The 15403-nt window shown below is 59.0% G+C and carries 17 protein-coding genes; 12 read left to right on the plus strand and 5 right to left on the minus strand.

What is annotated here, in order from left to right; genetic code table 11:
- Nucleotides 1-87: 87 nt before the first annotated feature.
- Complete coding sequence (locus Q1A91_RS21280) at nt 88-537, plus strand: c-type cytochrome (RefSeq protein WP_299882401.1); 450 nt, start codon at nt 88-90, stop codon at nt 535-537.
- 58 nt (nt 538-595) lie between these two features.
- Here the strand turns inward: Q1A91_RS21280 and Q1A91_RS21285 are convergent, their stop codons facing one another.
- Entirely contained in the window at nt 596-1417 is an 822-nt protein-coding gene (locus Q1A91_RS21285; RefSeq protein ID WP_299882403.1) for a cobalamin-dependent protein, read from the minus strand.
- A 498-nt stretch (nt 1418-1915) separates the two neighbouring features.
- Between Q1A91_RS21285 and Q1A91_RS21290 the strand changes: the two genes are divergently transcribed.
- From Q1A91_RS21290 to Q1A91_RS21330, 9 genes are all read left to right on the plus strand, one after another.
- Nucleotides 1916-3022, plus strand: a complete 1107-nt coding sequence (locus Q1A91_RS21290; protein WP_299882492.1) for an ABC transporter substrate-binding protein — start codon at nt 1916-1918, stop codon at nt 3020-3022.
- Nucleotides 3023-3081: 59 nt separating this feature from the next.
- Nucleotides 3082-3999: a branched-chain amino acid ABC transporter permease gene (locus tag Q1A91_RS21295; protein ID WP_299882405.1), complete on the plus strand. Its 918-nt coding sequence runs from the start codon at nt 3082-3084 to the stop codon at nt 3997-3999.
- A gap of 1 nt (nt 4000) precedes the next feature.
- Complete coding sequence (locus Q1A91_RS21300) at nt 4001-4984, plus strand: branched-chain amino acid ABC transporter permease (protein WP_299882406.1); 984 nt, start codon at nt 4001-4003, stop codon at nt 4982-4984.
- Nucleotides 4977-5732, plus strand: coding sequence for an ABC transporter ATP-binding protein (locus Q1A91_RS21305; RefSeq protein ID WP_299882408.1), 756 nt, complete (start codon nt 4977-4979; stop codon nt 5730-5732). The genes Q1A91_RS21300 and Q1A91_RS21305 overlap by 8 nt, the downstream gene beginning before the upstream one ends.
- Nucleotides 5729-6418 (plus strand): ABC transporter ATP-binding protein, encoded by a 690-nt coding sequence (locus Q1A91_RS21310; protein ID WP_299882410.1) that lies wholly within the window; start codon nt 5729-5731, stop codon nt 6416-6418. The genes Q1A91_RS21305 and Q1A91_RS21310 overlap by 4 nt, the downstream gene beginning before the upstream one ends.
- 3 nt (nt 6419-6421) lie before the next feature.
- Nucleotides 6422-6829, plus strand: coding sequence for a thioesterase family protein (locus tag Q1A91_RS21315; protein ID WP_299882412.1), 408 nt, complete (start codon nt 6422-6424; stop codon nt 6827-6829).
- Nucleotides 6829-7221: a RidA family protein gene (locus tag Q1A91_RS21320; RefSeq protein ID WP_299882414.1), complete on the plus strand. Its 393-nt coding sequence runs from the start codon at nt 6829-6831 to the stop codon at nt 7219-7221. The genes Q1A91_RS21315 and Q1A91_RS21320 overlap by 1 nt, the downstream gene beginning before the upstream one ends.
- 90 nt (nt 7222-7311) lie before the next feature.
- Nucleotides 7312-7722 (plus strand): thioesterase family protein, encoded by a 411-nt coding sequence (locus tag Q1A91_RS21325; protein ID WP_299882416.1) that lies wholly within the window; start codon nt 7312-7314, stop codon nt 7720-7722.
- Between the two features lie 82 nt (nt 7723-7804).
- On the plus strand, nt 7805-9100 hold the full coding sequence (locus Q1A91_RS21330) for a phenylacetate--CoA ligase family protein (RefSeq protein WP_299882418.1): 1296 nt from the start codon (nt 7805-7807) through the stop codon (nt 9098-9100).
- Here the strand turns inward: Q1A91_RS21330 and Q1A91_RS21335 are convergent, their stop codons facing one another.
- Nucleotides 9101-10024: a fumarylacetoacetate hydrolase family protein gene (locus Q1A91_RS21335; RefSeq protein ID WP_299882420.1), complete on the minus strand. Its 924-nt coding sequence runs from the start codon at nt 10022-10024 to the stop codon at nt 9101-9103.
- A 14-nt stretch (nt 10025-10038) separates the two neighbouring features.
- Entirely contained in the window at nt 10039-11157 is a 1119-nt protein-coding gene (locus Q1A91_RS21340) for a cupin domain-containing protein (protein WP_299882422.1), read from the minus strand.
- 98 nt (nt 11158-11255) lie between these two features.
- Here Q1A91_RS21340 and Q1A91_RS21345 point away from each other — a divergent pair, with 98 nt between their 5' ends.
- Nucleotides 11256-12584, plus strand: a complete 1329-nt coding sequence (locus Q1A91_RS21345) for a reductive dehalogenase domain-containing protein (RefSeq protein WP_299882424.1) — start codon at nt 11256-11258, stop codon at nt 12582-12584.
- Here Q1A91_RS21345 and Q1A91_RS21350 read toward each other — a convergent pair.
- Nucleotides 12581-13030 carry a MarR family winged helix-turn-helix transcriptional regulator gene (locus Q1A91_RS21350; RefSeq protein WP_299882426.1) on the minus strand — a complete coding sequence of 150 codons (450 nt, stop codon included), beginning with the start codon at nt 13028-13030 and terminating at the stop codon, nt 12581-12583. The two genes, Q1A91_RS21345 and Q1A91_RS21350, sit on opposite strands and share 4 nt — an antisense overlap.
- Before the next feature lie 140 nt (nt 13031-13170).
- Here Q1A91_RS21350 and Q1A91_RS21355 point away from each other — a divergent pair, with 140 nt between their 5' ends.
- On the plus strand, nt 13171-14007 hold the full coding sequence (locus tag Q1A91_RS21355; RefSeq protein WP_299882427.1) for an aspartate dehydrogenase: 837 nt from the start codon (nt 13171-13173) through the stop codon (nt 14005-14007).
- Nucleotides 14008-14136: 129 nt separating this feature from the next.
- On the opposite strand, the gene Q1A91_RS21360 is transcribed toward Q1A91_RS21355, so the two are convergent.
- A complete protein-coding gene (locus Q1A91_RS21360) occupies nt 14137-15342 on the minus strand; it encodes an acyl-CoA dehydrogenase family protein (RefSeq protein ID WP_299882429.1) in 1206 nt (401 codons plus the stop codon).
- Between the last annotated feature and the right edge of the window lie 61 nt (nt 15343-15403).

Genomic DNA, 15403 nt, shown 5'->3' on the forward strand with positions numbered 1-15403 from the left:
TTTGGAGGTCACTATATTATCTTCTCGTTCACACGACTTGAGGTATGCCTCAGGGTACAAAGTAACGAAGGTTAGGGAGACCTGAAGATGAAGATGTTCCAAATTGCTGCTCTGGGCACGGCGTTGATGGCGGGTCCTGCGTTTGCAGACGGGCATGCCACAGGTGATGCTGCCGCTGGTGAAGATGTGTTCAAAAAATGCAAATCGTGCCACTCCGTTGTGGATGCTGAAGGCGAAGTGATTGTGAAGGGCGGCCGCAGCGGTCCGAACCTCTATGGCCTTTACACACGTGTGGCCGGCACGGACGAAGAGTTTGGCAAGAAGTACGGCAAATCGCTGATCGAGACCGGCGAAGCCGGGCTGGAATGGAATGAAGCGGACTTCGTGAATTACGTCGCCGACCCACGCAAGTTCCTGCGCACCTATCTGGATGACAAGAAGGCCAAGTCGAAGATGTCCTTCAAGCTGAAGGACGAGCAGGACGCGAAAGATGTCTGGGCGTATCTGGTCTCTGTCGGGCCGCAGCCTGAATCCTGATTCGGGAATATCGAGATTGAACAGGCGGCCCCGGTATCGGGGTCGCCTTTATTTTTGTCTACTTTTCTTCAAGATGTGACAGCTCATCCCAAAGGGCGATCATATGCCGATGCGCCCCGTCATAGCTGCTGCTTATCCGGTCGACATGGATAAGCCTGATGCTGTCCGCCGCTTCCACGACGATGTTGCCACTGACAAGGATCAGCGCATGGGGCGCGCTGACGCGCAGGGCAAGGACAAGCCGCGCAAGATCCGGCAAGGCATGAATGCCCCCTGCGGAAAGCCCGATCAACAGGTGTCCGGACTCGACAATGCGGTCCACCAGTGTGTCATGGGGCATGCCCATTTCCACATCAATGTGCCAGCCTTCCTGCCGGTAGAGGTCGGCAGCCATCTTGACGCCGAGTGTATGCGTCTCTCCCGGAACGGACGCAAAGAATGCGGCCTTTCCGCTTGGTCGTACAGGCGGGGGCAGGCGGCTTTTGAAGCCGCGCATCAGGGCATAGATGCGGCCGGTGCCGATGCTGACGTCAGCAAGAGTGACCTTGTCCTTTGTCCACCATTCCCCAAGCAGCTTTGCTGCCGGGGCCAGATAGCTGAGGTAGAGGGTGGTGATGTCCACGCCCATGCGATGGTATTGTTCCACCAGGTTGGCGATGTCGTGATCATCGGCTGCGATCAGCGCTTTTGTCAGCCCTTCGATTGATCTGTGGCTCTGCTCCATGGGGCGCGATTGCTTTGAAACGCGAGAGAGCACTTCGCGGGCAAGAGAGACAACCGCATCAGGCGGCAGCTTGGCCCGTAGCGTTTCAAGATCGGAGCGTGTGGCAGACAGATCATTGGTGTTGAAAAGAGCCGGATTTTGGTCTGTTGTAGACATTGCTCCCCCCGATTAGCCGTATCAATCTGTGTTTTCGAATAGCAAGCTCTGACTGGTGTTGTGTCGATTATTGTTTACATATCACGAATCGATACGGTTGCCAAATTTAGCTTACACTTTATTCAATATTTTGAAGGACTTAGTGTACTATTTCGCGTACAGATTGCGTGTTAACCAAAGTGGACAGTTTGATCTTGTCGAAAGCAAAGCGATGGCAAGGGGTTAAGCCAGGATTGACTGTGGGGGCCGGCGATCTTCCCGGCAATACCCTGTCGAATGACCGCATTCCGCAGAAAGCTTCAAGTAAAAATATTTTGAGCTTGAAATAAAATTGACCTCAAAATAGCATGTACCTGTGAATCCCTTTGAAATGCACAGGGTTCATGCACACTATGTGCCGGAGGCGCCGAAAAGATGTGCCCGGAAACACAAGACAGGGAGAACACTATGTTCACTACACTGAGATGGAGCGCGCTTGGCGTTGCAACGGCCGCCGCGATGTCGCTGGCTGGCGTTGCGGCTGCGGATGGGCACGCGAAACTGAAAGTTGGCTTGATTACAACCCTCACCGGCGGTGGTGCAGGCATTGGTGCGGATATTCGTGACGGTTTCATGCTTGCCATGAAGCAAGGCGGTGAGGGGATCGAGGTTGTCGTCGAGGACGATCAGCGCAAACCTGACATCGCGGTTCAACTGGCCGACAAGATGATCCAGTCGGAGAAAGTTGATATCCTGACAGGGATCATCTGGTCCAATCTGGCGCTGGCCGTTGTGCCTAGTACAACTGCGCAGGGGAAGTTCTATCTGTCACCCAATGCGGGCCCCACCCAGCTGGCCGGACGCGGTTGCCATGAGAATTATTTCAACGTCGCATGGCAGAATGACAATCTGCACGAAGCGGCGGGCGCCCATGCCAACACGGCGGGTTTCAAGAATGCCTTCATCCTCGCCCCGAACTACCCGGCGGGTCAGGACGCGCTGAAAGGGTTCAAGCGCATGTATGAGGGAGAGCTGGCCGGAGAGCTGTATACCAAGCTGGGCCAGACCGATTATGCCGCCGAGATTGCGCAGATCCGCGCATCCGGTGCGGACGGGATTTTCTTCTTCCTGCCCGGTGGTATGGGGATTTCCTTCCTCAAGCAGTATGCGGACAGTGGCATTGATCTGCCGGTCGTCGGCCCGGCGTTCAGCTTTGATCAGGGCATTTTGCAAGCGGTAGGTGACGCGGCGCTGGGTGTGCAGAACACATCGCAGTGGAGCAAGGACATCGACAATGCCACCAACAAGGCCTTTGTCGCGGACTTTGCAGCGGCGTATGGCCGTCTGCCATCGCTCTATGCGTCACAGTCCTTTGACACGGCGAACCTGATCATCAGTGCGGCGGCCAAGGCGGACGTGAAGGATCAGGATGCGTTCCGCGATGCGCTGCGGGCGGCGGATTTCAACTCCACCCGAGGTGATTTCAAGTTCGGCAACAACCAGCATCCCATTCAGGACATCTATGTGCGGGAAGTCATCAAGGAGGGCGATATCTTTACCAACAAGATCATCGGCACCGGCTTGACCGACCATCAGGATGTCTATGCGGCGGATTGCAAGCTGTAAGCGCTGATTGAGAAACGGCTGGCGGCGGGCAACGCCGTCGGCACAAAGCGGGGGCGGGGATGAGCACAATTCTACTGATTGAGCAGATCCTCAACGGTCTGCAATTCGGCGTGATGCTGTTTTTGATGGCCGCCGGGCTGACGCTGATCTTTGGCGTGATGGGGCTGATCAACCTTGCGCATGGTGCGCTTTACATGGTGGGTGCCTTTGCCGCTGCGTCTATGGCGGCGTGGACGGGGTCTTTCACACTGGCGCTGATCGCAGCCCTTGTGGCGGCGGCCATGTTCGGGGCATTGATCGAACTCACCGTCATTCGCCGCCTGTATAAGCGCGACCATCTGGATCAGGTGCTGGCCACATTCGCGCTGATCCTTGTGTTTTCAGAGGCGACCCGCTGGGTCTTTGGCTCTTTCCCGCTGTTTCTGGACATGCCTGATGCGCTGTCTGGCACAGTGATGTTGCCGGGCGGGATTGAGTATTCGAAGTACCGTCTGACGATCATCATCATTGGCCTGCTGGTGGCGCTTGGGTTGTTCCTGCTGATCGCCCGCACGCGGGTGGGCATGCGGATCCGCGCCGGAGAGAATGACCGGGAGATGATCGGCGCGCTTGGGGTCGATATCTCCATCCTTTACACGATGGTTTTTGCCCTTGGTGCCGCGCTCGCCGGTCTGTCCGGCGCATTGGTTGGTGCGATCCAATCGGTGGAGGTGGGCATGGGAGAGCCGGTGCTGATCCTCGCCTTTGTGGTGATTGTGATCGGCGGCATCGGCTCGATCAAGGGCGCGCTTGCGGGTGCGATATTGGTCGGGTTGACGGATACGTTGGGACGGACGCTTTTGCCGGTGCTTTTTTCCACTTTCATGGATGCCTCTGCCGCGACGACCATCGGGTCGGCGCTGGCGTCGATGTTGATCTACATCCTGATGGCGGGTGTGTTGATCTTCAAACCCACCGGCCTCTTTGGGAGCGCGTGAGATGATCCGGGAGAGATATATCAACGCGGTGATCCTTGCGCTGATGGTGATCATTTCGATTGCCGCTTTGTGGATGGATGAGCCGTTTACGATCACCCTCGCGACCAAGGCAGTGATCCTTGCGCTGGCAGCAGTGGGCCTGAACCTCGCGCTGGGGCAGGGGGGCTTGGTCAGTTTCGGCCATGCGGCCTATTTTGGCGTTGGCGGTTATGCGATGGGCATCCTCGCCAGCCACGCGCAGAATTACACCCCGCTGATGGAGGTGCCGTTTCTGATCGAAGGCACCAACCAGATGCCGGTGATCTGGCTGGTGGCGGTGGTGGCAAGCGCGCTGCTGGCGCTGGTGATCGGGGCGCTGTCGCTGCGGACCTCCGGCGTGTATTTCATCATGGTCACGCTCGCCTTCGGGCAGATGCTTTATTACTTCGCGATCAGCTGGCCCGCCTATGGGGGCGAGGACGGCCTTTCGATCTATGTGCGCAATGAATTTCCGGGGCTGAACACATTGGTGCCGATACAGTTCTTCGGGCTGTGTTTCGCGGTGCTTTGCGTTGTGCTGTTTATGGTGCACCGGTTGAACCAATCGCCCTTTGGCCTTGCCCTGATGGGCGCGCACCAGAACGAGGAACGCGCACGGACCGTGGGCATCAACGTCACGCGCCTGCGGCTGGTGGCTTTTGTGATCTCGGGGGCAATCACCGGTCTGGCGGGGGCGCTGTTTGCGGATCTGAACCGTTTCGTGAGCCCGGTGATGTTTGATTGGCATACCTCCGGGCAGATCATGATTTTCATCATTCTGGGTGGTGTTGCGCGGCTGTGCGGGCCGTTGGCGGGGGCGTCGCTCTACATCATTCTCGAACACTATCTGGGTGGGCTGTCGGAATACTGGCAGATCTATCTGGGTCTGATCCTGCTGTTTGTGGTGCTCTTCGCCAAGGGTGGCATTGTCGGCGGGCTGGCCCGCAAGGAGGTGCGGCATGGCTGATCCGGTTCTGGCGGTCCACAACATTTCCAAGTCGTTTGGCGCGCTGAAGGCGAGCGATAATGTCTCGCTTGATCTGATGCCGGGAGAGGTGCACGCGTTGATTGGTCCCAATGGCGCGGGCAAATCGACGCTGATCAAGCAGATTGCCGGCGGATTGACGCCGGATGAGGGGCGGGTTGAACTGCTTGGGCGCGATGTGACCGGGCTGTCCACCGCGGCGCGTGCGCAGGCGGGATTGTCCCGCACGTTCCAGATTTCCGCGCTGGCGATGGGATATACGCCGCTGGAAAATGTGATGCTGGGCGCGGTTGGCCAATCAGGTGGCGTGTTCCGGTTTTTCAGACCGGTGATGAAAGACAAGATGCTGCTGGAGCGCGCGTGGCAGGCGCTCAAACGTGTGGGGTTGGAAGAAAACGCCCATGCGATGACCTCGGAGCTTTCGCACGGGCAGCGTCGGCAGCTGGAAGTTGCCGTTGCGCTGACCTTGCAGCCGAAGGCATTCATCATGGATGAACCGATGGCCGGTATGGGGGCGGAAGGATCGAAACGACTGACCGATTTTCTGCACACGCTGAAAGAAGAAGCGCCCATTCTGCTGGTGGAGCATGACATGGATGCGGTTTTTGCCCTGGCGGACCGGATCAGCGTGCTGGTCTACGGCAAGATCATTGCGACCGGATCAGTAGATGACATCCGCAACCATCCAGAGGTGCGCACCGCCTATCTGGGCGAGGAGGACGCAGCATGAGCCTTCTTGAACTCAGCGGGATCACGGCAAGCTATGGTGCGTCCCAAGCGCTGTTTGGGGTCGACCTGACCGTAGGCGAAGGCGAGGTTGTGGCGCTGATGGGCCGTAATGGCATGGGTAAGTCCACCACGATCAAGGTGATTTGCCGGCTGTTGAAGAACAGTGAGGGCAGTGTGCGGTTTGCCGGTCAGGACATTTCGGGCTTGCCTGCGCACAAGGCCGCGCGGCTGGGTCTGGGGCTGGTGCCGGAGGGGCGGCGCTGTTTCACGAATTTGACCGTACATGAAAACCTCTATGCCTCCGCCCGTCCCGGCGAATGGACGTTTGAGCGGGTGCATGACCTGTTCCCCCGCCTGAAAGAGCGGGAACGTCAGATGGCTGGATCCCTGTCGGGTGGTGAACAACAGATGCTGGCGATTGGCCGCGCGTTGATGACCAACCCGCGATTGCTGATCCTGGATGAAGCAACCGAGGGGTTGGCGCCGGTGGTGCGGCAGGAAATCTGGGCGGCAATTGGGGCGCTCAAGTCTTCCTCTGGTCTGTCGATCCTTGTGGTGGACAAGACCATCGCCGAACTGCGTCGCATCGCCGATCACGTGGTGGTGCTGGAGCGCGGTGCGAACGTCTGGGAAGGTACGATCGACGGGCTGACGACAGACGTCAAAGACCGGTATCTGGGGGTCTGAGGTATGGCATTCCTTCATCCGCAGAAGATCCTGTTCCGCCATTGTGACCCGGCGGGCATCGTTTTCTATCCGCGGTATTTCGAGATGATCAACGATACGGTTGAGGCCTTCTTTGATCAGGTGCTGTCCTTCCCGTTCAGCGCCATGCACCAGACCAGCGGCATCCCGACGGTGGGGATTGAGGCGACCTTCACCGCGCCCAGCAGGCTGGGCGACGATCTGGAGATCGCGCTGACTTGCACCCGTTTGGGGCGGACATCCCTTGGTCTGGCGTATGATGCGCGGTGCGGGGGCGAACAGCGGTTTGCCGCGACCTCAACAGTGGTGTTTATCAACGACAAAGGGCAATCCCAGCCCTGGCCCAGTGACGTGCAGGCCAAACTTGCACAAGAAACAGGAGGAGACGCCTGATGGCGCATGACGTAATTCACCCCGAAGGATGGGCCAAGGCGAAAGGCTATGCCAATGGAATACGCGCCAAGGATGGCACGCTCTATGTCGGCGGGCAGATTGGCTGGACGGCTGATCAGGTGTTCGAGAGCCATGATTTCATCGGCCAGATGGAGCAGGCTTTGGTCAATATTGTCGCGGTCGTGGAAAAGGCCGGCGGGCAGGTCAGCGATATTGTGCGGCTGACCTGGTATGTGACGGACAAACGCGAATACCTTGCCCGTCAGGCCGAAGTGGGTGCGGTCTATCGCAAGGTGCTGGGCCGTCACTTTCCGGCGATGACAATGGTTGTTGTGGCAGGGTTGATCGAAGATGAAGCTTTGGTCGAGATTGAGGCAACAGCGGTCCTTTAACCAAATCGAAACCTGCGTCTTGTCATGGTTTTGCTCTATTCCCGCGCTAGGTTTTTGACAGCGCCACACGGGACAAGGGAGCATGAAGTCATGACATTCACCATGCGGCAGAAAGTTCAGTTCAAACACTGTGACCCTGCGGGGATCGTGTTCTATCCGCGTTACTTCGAGATGATGAACGATTGTGTCGAGGCGTTTTTTGACGATGCGCTGGACTGTCCGTTTGAGGATCTGCACCGCGAAGGTGGGGTGCCGACGGCGGAGATTTCGGTGACGTTTTCCAGGCCAAGCTATCACGGGGACCGGTTGAAGATCACGCTCGATTGCACACGTTTGGGCCGCAGCAGCCTGGGTTTGCGGATTGAGGCAATATGCGGGACGGAACGGCGGTTTCTTGCAACCTCCACCCTTGTGCATATCGACGGCACTGGCAGATCAACGCCCTGGCCCGAACCGTTGCGTGCCCGGATCGCGGAGCAGATGCAGCGGATGGCGGCGTAACCTTTCCGCCTCCGGGGCCAGTACCGCTTGAACCAATACCTCTGACCGTTACACTCTGCCTGATAAAAGCGGAGCGTGATACATGACCGACCAGCAAGCGGATCTGGAGATCCCAGCCGACCGTGATGCGCTTTTTTCACAGCAGGCAGACCGGCGGCGGCGCGCCGTTGAACGGGCAAGAAGCGCACCGTTCTACGCAGGCAAGCTGGACCATCTGAACCTTGACCGGATTACGGAAGAGGCGGAATGGGCGAAGATCCCGATCCTCGACAAGGAGCAATTGCGTGCGATGGATGCGCGGACCTTCTACGAGGATTTCTGCATCAGCGGGCGGCGGGAGATTGTTGAATACTGGCGCTCTGGCGGTTCAACCGGAAAGCCGTTGTTCTATCCCCGCACGGCGGAGGACATCCGATTTGGCCAGCTTGGCTTCAAACGCGCGCTACATCTGGCGGGGTTCGGGCCAGATGATATTGCGCATATGTCGATGCCACTTGGCATTCATCCCGCAGGCCACATGATGGCGCGCAGCGGATCGGATGCCGGCGTCGGGATGGTCTGGGCAGGGGGCGGCAATACGTTGCCGTCTGCCACCCAGCTTGATCTGGTGTCCCTGTTCCAGCCCACTGCATGGATCGGCATGGCGAGCTATGGCATCCAGCTGGGCAATCTGGCGAAGACCGAGGGCCTTGATCTGGCCGCTTCCAGTGTCGAACGTATCCTCTGTTCAGCCGAGCCGCTGTCGGCGTCCAAACGGCAGAAACTGTCCGAACTCTGGGGCGCGCCGGTGCGCGATTGTTATGGCATGACCGAAGCGATGATGCTGGGCTGTGAAGATGCCAGCATGGATGGCTTCCGGTTCTGGAGCGACTTTTGCTATCCGGAGGTGCTGGACCCCGACACGCTGGAGCCTGTGGCCGAAGGCACGCCGGGACTGTTGATCATCACCGCGCTGGTGACCAACAATGCGACGCCGTTTGTGCGGTGGAATACCGGGGATATCGTCACGCTGCGCACGGGTGTGACGGGGGCAGGGGTCTATGATGTGTTCCCGCTGGTCAAACACACACACCGCACGGCGGGGTTTGTGAAAGTGCGTGGGATCAACATCGGGTTCACCGATCTGGAGGATCTGATGTTCGCGAACACGGCTGTTTCGGATTTCAGGGTTGAGATCGTCTGGCAGAACGACCGGGATGAGTTGGATGTTTATGTCGAACTTGCCGACGACGCAGCAGGTGCCACGGACCAGATCAGCGCAGACATCCGGCGCGTCTTTGGCCTGATCCCGCGTATCCATGTCGGCGCGCGGGGGGAGATTGCCCAGCGGTTCGAAGGGGCATTCAAGCCTGTGCGGGTAGAGGACCTGCGCGGCTGATCAGCGGAAGGTTTTCGCGTCGATAATCGGATGGCGCAATTCCCCGATGCCTTCGACCCAAGCCTCCATCACGTCGCCGGGCCACATCCATTCCTGCGGATCACGCCCCGCACCCACCCCTTCGGGTGTGCCGGAGGCGATGATGTCACCGGGTTCAAGTGTCATGCCGGTAGAGAGATCTGCAATCAACTCGTCCACCTTGAACAGCATCTTGGCGGTGTTGGAGCGCTGCTTTTCCACGCCATTGATTGTCAGGCCGAGGTCCAGCACCTGCGGGTCAGGGATTTCATCTGCGGTGACGATGCAGGGGCCGAACGGGGCGAAGCTGTCCATCCCTTTGGAGAAGATCCACTGCCCCGCACGCCGGTTGTCGCGGGCGGAGACGTCGATCATCACCGAATAGCCAAAGACGCAAGACAGCGCGTCTTCGCGCGCAACATGGGACGCACGGGTGCCCATGATCACGGCCAGTTCTACCTCCCAATCAAGCTGTTGGGTCATGTTGCCGTCATGGCGGACCGGGTCGCCGGGGCCGACCACGGCGGTGGGTGGTTTGGAAAACACCACAGGTTCCTTGGGCAGATCAGGTGCGGTGTCCAGCGCCTTGGAGCTTTCGGCGACATGGTCGAGATAGTTCAACCCGATGCCGAAAATGTTCTTGCGCGGGCGCGGGATCGGGGCGAGCAGCGTGACGCTTGCCACAGGCACCGCCAGCGCGTTGCCCCAGACCCCACGGGCGGCCGCCAGAGCATCCCGCAATTGCGCCACGGCGTTTGGCCCACGGTCGATAAAATCCAGCATCCGGTGCGGGAAGTTCAGGCCCACATGCGCGCCAAAGCCTGCGACATCGACAACGGTGTTGTCTTGCAGAACACCCAGACGTGCTTCGGCTTCGATGTGGGTGCGATAGGTAACGAGTTTCATGTTGGTCCTGTCATTCAGTGTGGTTGATGCCCGCCGTTGTCCCCCAACGCTTCCTCCCGATAGAGGCCAAGCGCGCGGATCACCGGCAGATCGTTGAGGCAGAAAAGGCAGGCATCGTCGCTGGCAGAGGCATTGCCATGCTCATGCCAGGCCCAGGAGGGCACGCAGAAAATATCCCGCTCCGTCCAGTCAAAGCGCTGGCCATTGATGATGGTATAGCCTGAGCCTTTGCAGCATTGGTAGAGATAGCTTCCCGTATGGCGGTGCGCTTTTGTCGCTTCACCCGGCGCAAGCCGCTGCATGGATGCGCCAAGGGTTTTCATCACAGGCCCATTGGTGGTGGGGTTCACATATTCCACCAGATGGCCATCGAAGGGCGATGGATCGCTGCAAGACGCAAAGGCATTCAGCGCTTCGTACGTCCGGTCCCATTCGTATTTGAACATCGGGGAGTAGCCTTTGGACCACGCCCCGCCGCCGGGGGTCAGGCCCGCATTGCCCCATGTCTTGGTCATGTCGTCCACCGGGAAGGCAACGGGTTCACTGAGGTCGGGATGCACCTCAAAGAAATTCGCCTCCATCGCGTTGACGAAAGGAATGTCCAGCCCGTCCTGCCAGATGCAGGGGGAGCCGTCCTCGCTCACCGCATGTTCGTGCCAGGTGCCGTTGGGGGTCAGCACAAAATCGTTTTGGCCCAGTGTCATCTTGTGGCCATCCACCACCGTATAGGCGCCCGTGCCTTCCATGATGAACCGGATCGCACTGGCGGAATGGCGGTGCGCGGTGGCGGTCTCTCCGGGGTGCATGACTTGCAGGCCTGCATAGATCCAGCCCACTGCCGCCGAGACATCCGTGCGGCCGGGGTTGTTGAAATAGATCACCCGCCGCCCGGCTTTCTCAGGTGTGACCAGATCGACGGACCGCAGCACTTTCTCGCGCAGATCCGCATAGCGCCAGAGCACGGGATGCGATTGCGACTTGGGCTCCCACGGCTCAATCTTGTTGGCCACGGTCCACAGGGCACCGGTGTTGTACCCGTCAAGCTCATCGTAATAGGCCAGCAATTCCGGCGTATCCTCGACGTTGGCGCGGCCTGCGACGTCTTCGCGGTGGTTCTCATGGGAATTGGCCATCTATTCGCTCCCTTGGGGATTTGTGACTTGGCACATCTGATATTTTAAGCCTAAACTAAAATATGGCGAAGTCCAGAACCCCTCAAGAGGAACATCAAATGGCCTCGGAAAACAAACTGTTGTTTGCGCGGCCGCCTGCGCATGACGCAGGTCAGAAGTTCGAGGGGTCTGAGAACATTGAAGTGACACCAGACTTCGAAGGGTTTCATCAGCACAACGATATGTTCAGCAGGGGGTTCTGGGACCCGCGCTTTCGCAACAAGGTGACGATGCGGTTTTTCAAGTCCTTCGTCAAACCCACTGAACGGGTGCGGGATGAACCGGGGTTTTCCCAACAGGATTTCGCGCTGCGCAATGGGCCGTGGGCGGTGACGGAGATGCTGGCGGAAATGCACAAGGACCGCGACCGCCGCGACGGGTTTACCGATGACTTCACGCCGCATCTGCCGCCAAAGGTCGATCCGGCGGACATCGGCTCCCCCTCAACGGCTGCGCGGCACGTGAAGAAAGTGGCCAAACTCTATGGCGCGGATCTGGTGGGGATCACGAAGTATGACCCGCGCTGGACCTACCGCAGCAAATTCAGCGCGCGCAAAGTGGTGTCGAAGCCGGTTGAAGTGCCGCCGGAAATCACAAATGTCATCGTTCTGGGCAAGAGCATGGATTACGGCTTGGTGCGTATGTCACCCACCGCCACCGGCTCCACCTCTGCGGCGGCGGGGTATGCGGAGGATGCGATCACCCTGCTGGCGTTGGCGCAGTACATCCGGTCCTTGGGCTACATCGCGATCGCCAATCAGAATGACACCAACCTTGCCATTCCCTATGCGCTGCAAGCGGGGCTGGGGGAGTATGGCCGCAACGGGCTGGTGATCACGCGCGATTACGGACCGCGGGTGCGGTTTGGGCGCATCCTGACCAACATGCCGATGGCGCATGACACGCCGGTGTCCTTCGGGGTTGAGAAAACCTGTGAGATCTGCCGCCGCTGCGCCAACAACTGTCCGCCGCAAGCCATCGATCACGGCCCGCCGTCGACCTACACGTTCAATCAATCCAACGCCAAGGGCATCCGGAAATGGACCACAGACGGGGAGAAGTGTTTCAAGTTCTGGGTGATGAAAGGCAGTGATTGTGCCAATTGCATCCGGTCCTGCCCCTACAACAAGGACCATGGCAAGCTCTGGTCGAAAGTGATGATGTGGATGCTGCGGACGCCGTTGCGCAAGCTGGCGCTGGTGATGGATGACAAGACCCGGCTCCACGATCAGATCAAACCCTCCAGTTGGTGGCGGTCAGAGAATGGCAAATACGCGGTGTTGGAACGGGCCAAAGATCATGCGCTGGACCCAAAGCTCAAAGGGCAGCAGGACAAGCTGAAAGCGGTGCGGGACGCGCAGAAGGCCAAGGAAGCGGACGCGGGTTAGCGGTCTTCGGGCGGATTGACCCGGTGCAGCAGATCGCGGATCTGATCCAGTTCTTCATGCCCGTATGCCGCCAGAATACCATCGACCATTTCAGCGTGCCCTTCGGCGGCGGTTTCGAAATGGGCGCGGCCCGCTTCCGTCAGTTCCACCATGACCACACGCCGATCCTTGGCCATGGGAACCCGCGCCACAAAGCCATCCTTTTCCAGACGGTTCACGATGGTGGAGGCATTGCCATTGGACACCAGCAACATCTCGCTCAGCTCACTCATCTTCAGGGGTCCGTTGTTGCGGTGCAGGGCGGCCATGACGTCAAACCGGGGCAAGGTGCTGTTGTGTGAGACGCGCATGTATTCGCGCAACTGGTTTTCCGTATGCCGCGTCAGACGCAAAAGGCGTATCCAGGTGCGCAGGCGGCGACGTGGCAGAGGGTCGGGTGCAGTCACGGAGGGGCCTTTCGGGCAGGGATCGTAGCGCGGACTATAACCCCGTTTCATCATTAGGGCGAGGTGCGGCATCCCGTTGCCAATCGCGACGGGTCTGCGCAATGTTGTGACGCAGGAAATGGCAGGAAGCGGCGAAGCAGATGAGTGATCCCAACCAGCGCCCCGTCGCCATCATCGGGTTTGGTGCAATTGCGCAGACGCTGGTGGATGTCCTGTGTGGGGCCGGGTTCTCCGGACCGCTGCGCGTATTGGTCCGTCCGCAGAAACGGGACGAAGCACAGGTGCAATTGGAGCGTATCGTCCAGGGCAGGTGTGCCGACGCGCAGGTGGTCAGTAGCGTGGAGGAGATCCATGCCGTGGCTCCGCAGATCGTTGTCGAATGTGCAGGTCATGGGGCGGTGGCGCAATATGCCGATAGCGTGCTGGCCTGTGGCTTGGACCTTGTCATTGCATCCGTTGGTGCCCTTGCGGATCGCGCGCTCTATGACTCCCTGCGCGCGACGGCGCGGACAAGCGGTGCTCAGATCATACTCCCGTCTGGTGCCATCGGCGGTATTGATGCACTTGCTGCGGCCAGCATCGCGGGGGTCGACCGTGTCGTCTATACAGGCCGTAAACCGCCCGCCGCCTGGGTGGGCTCTCCGGCAGAGGAAGAAATTGACCTGTCTGATCTGCAAGAGAAAAGGGTGTTCTTTGAAGGCACTGCGCGTGAGGCCGCGACCCGGTTCCCCAAGAACGCAAATGTCGCCGCAACACTGGCGCTGGCGGGGATCGGCATGGACAAGACGGAAGTGCGGCTGGTTGCCGATCCATCCGTGTCAGAGAACACGCATGAGTATCGCGTGACGTCGTCGGTTGTGGATTACGCGATGGTGCTGACGGGCAAACCTTCACCGCTCAATCCAAAAACCTCCCAATCAACGGTGTACAGTCTGGCACGGGCGGTTTTGAACCGGTCGGAGATTGTGGTGATTTGAGGGGGCCTTTTCTGGCGATAAGACCGATTATGTTGCCTTAGTGACAGTTGATCCGGCGATTGAGGAAGCCTTGGTGCATTGCAACAGAACAATCGTGGCTCTGTCGCAATGCTCTAAACGTTGGCTCTGTTATTCCGCTGCGACAGATGTGGCTTCTTCATCCGTCTCACCAAACCCTTTGGGGACGGGCAAATCCGGCAAGGTGGCTGCGCGCTTTTGCAAAGAGCGCCCGATGACCACTCGGCTGATTTCCGTTGTGCCGTCCACGATCCGCAGCATCTGGGCAAGTCGGGAAAGACGGTCCAGACCATAGGGCTGCAACAATCCCATACCGCCCAGAACCTGCGTGCAGGTGTTTGCCGCTTTCACGGCGGCATCCGGGACAAAGCGTTTTGCATGGGCGGCCATCAGCGGCCCTTCGGGCGTGCCAAGGGCTTCCGCCGCTTTGCGATATAGCAGCTTGGAGGCTTCAAGCTCTGTCGCGACTTCGCCCAGCATCCACTGGATGCCATCCAGATCAAGGTTCTTGCCGCCAAACATCTTGCGGTTCTTTGCATAGGACAACGCAGTGTCCAGCGCTGCCTGCATCAGACCGCAACACCCGGAGGCAATGGACACACGCGCAATATCGATCGCCATGAGAGAGCCCTGAAGCCCCTGACCAATCGGCAGGATGATGTTGTCTTCGCTGACCACGACATTGTCGAGATACATCTCGGACATGGGCAAGAAGGTGTAGGACGGCGTTTCATAGAGCGGGCCAAAGCTGACACCGGGTGCGTCGGCGGGAATGGCAATCATTGCCATATCCTTGTGGCCGGGCGCATCGCTTGTCTTGACGACGGTGAAATAGAGGTCCGCTTCGGTGGCCAGGCTCACCCATGCCTTGGCACCGGTGATGGTCCATGTGCCGTCCCCGTTGATCGTGGCACGGGTGTACATCTTCATGGGGTCGGAGCCCGACTGCGGTTCGGTCAGCGCGAAATTCGCCAGCTTGCGGCCTGATGTGAGGTCGCGCGCAAAGGTTTCCTTGAAGGCTTGCGTGCCATATCCGCAGCCCGCGAAGGTGCAGATGTTATGCATGGAGAGCGCAAAGGCATAGGCGCCATCCCCGAGCCCAAGCTGTTCATAGACCTGAATGCCTTCCGAAAGCGGCAGGCCCTGTCCGCCCCATTCCTGCGGTGCATAGAGACCCATCAGACCAGCATCCCCGGCTTTGTCAGATGCGGTGCGCGGCCATTTCCGTGCGGCATTCCATGCGTCCACGTTCGGTGCAATCACGGAGGTCGCGTGATCGCGGGCGGCGGCGAGGATGGCGGCAAGTTTGTCTGACATGTCAGGTCTCCATTCGAGGGCGCGCGTTGTCACATATCGCCAGCCATGATGAAGGACTGGC

The organism is uncultured Sulfitobacter sp. (assembly GCF_947500075.1).
Lineage (GTDB): Bacteria > Pseudomonadota > Alphaproteobacteria > Rhodobacterales > Rhodobacteraceae > Sulfitobacter.

Excerpts from the sequence above, each read along its gene's own strand:
- Q1A91_RS21280 (WP_299882401.1), top strand. The coding sequence starts at position 88 with ATGAAGATGTTCCAAATTGCTGCTCTGGGCACGGCGTTGATGGCGGGT.
- Q1A91_RS21285 (WP_299882403.1), bottom strand. The coding sequence starts at position 1,417 with ATGTCTACAACAGACCAAAATCCGGCTCTTTTCAACACCAATGATCTG.
- Q1A91_RS21290 (WP_299882492.1), top strand. The coding sequence starts at position 1,916 with ATGTCGCTGGCTGGCGTTGCGGCTGCGGATGGGCACGCGAAACTGAAA.
- Q1A91_RS21295 (WP_299882405.1), top strand. The coding sequence starts at position 3,082 with ATGAGCACAATTCTACTGATTGAGCAGATCCTCAACGGTCTGCAATTC.
- Q1A91_RS21300 (WP_299882406.1), top strand. The coding sequence starts at position 4,001 with ATGATCCGGGAGAGATATATCAACGCGGTGATCCTTGCGCTGATGGTG.
- Q1A91_RS21305 (WP_299882408.1), top strand. The coding sequence starts at position 4,977 with ATGGCTGATCCGGTTCTGGCGGTCCACAACATTTCCAAGTCGTTTGGC.
- Q1A91_RS21310 (WP_299882410.1), top strand. The coding sequence starts at position 5,729 with ATGAGCCTTCTTGAACTCAGCGGGATCACGGCAAGCTATGGTGCGTCC.
- Q1A91_RS21315 (WP_299882412.1), top strand. The coding sequence starts at position 6,422 with ATGGCATTCCTTCATCCGCAGAAGATCCTGTTCCGCCATTGTGACCCG.
- Q1A91_RS21320 (WP_299882414.1), top strand. The coding sequence starts at position 6,829 with ATGGCGCATGACGTAATTCACCCCGAAGGATGGGCCAAGGCGAAAGGC.
- Q1A91_RS21325 (WP_299882416.1), top strand. The coding sequence starts at position 7,312 with ATGACATTCACCATGCGGCAGAAAGTTCAGTTCAAACACTGTGACCCT.
- Q1A91_RS21330 (WP_299882418.1), top strand. The coding sequence starts at position 7,805 with ATGACCGACCAGCAAGCGGATCTGGAGATCCCAGCCGACCGTGATGCG.
- Q1A91_RS21335 (WP_299882420.1), bottom strand. The coding sequence starts at position 10,024 with ATGAAACTCGTTACCTATCGCACCCACATCGAAGCCGAAGCACGTCTG.
- Q1A91_RS21340 (WP_299882422.1), bottom strand. The coding sequence starts at position 11,157 with ATGGCCAATTCCCATGAGAACCACCGCGAAGACGTCGCAGGCCGCGCC.
- Q1A91_RS21345 (WP_299882424.1), top strand. The coding sequence starts at position 11,256 with ATGGCCTCGGAAAACAAACTGTTGTTTGCGCGGCCGCCTGCGCATGAC.
- Q1A91_RS21355 (WP_299882427.1), top strand. The coding sequence starts at position 13,171 with ATGAGTGATCCCAACCAGCGCCCCGTCGCCATCATCGGGTTTGGTGCA.
- Q1A91_RS21360 (WP_299882429.1), bottom strand. The coding sequence starts at position 15,342 with ATGTCAGACAAACTTGCCGCCATCCTCGCCGCCGCCCGCGATCACGCG.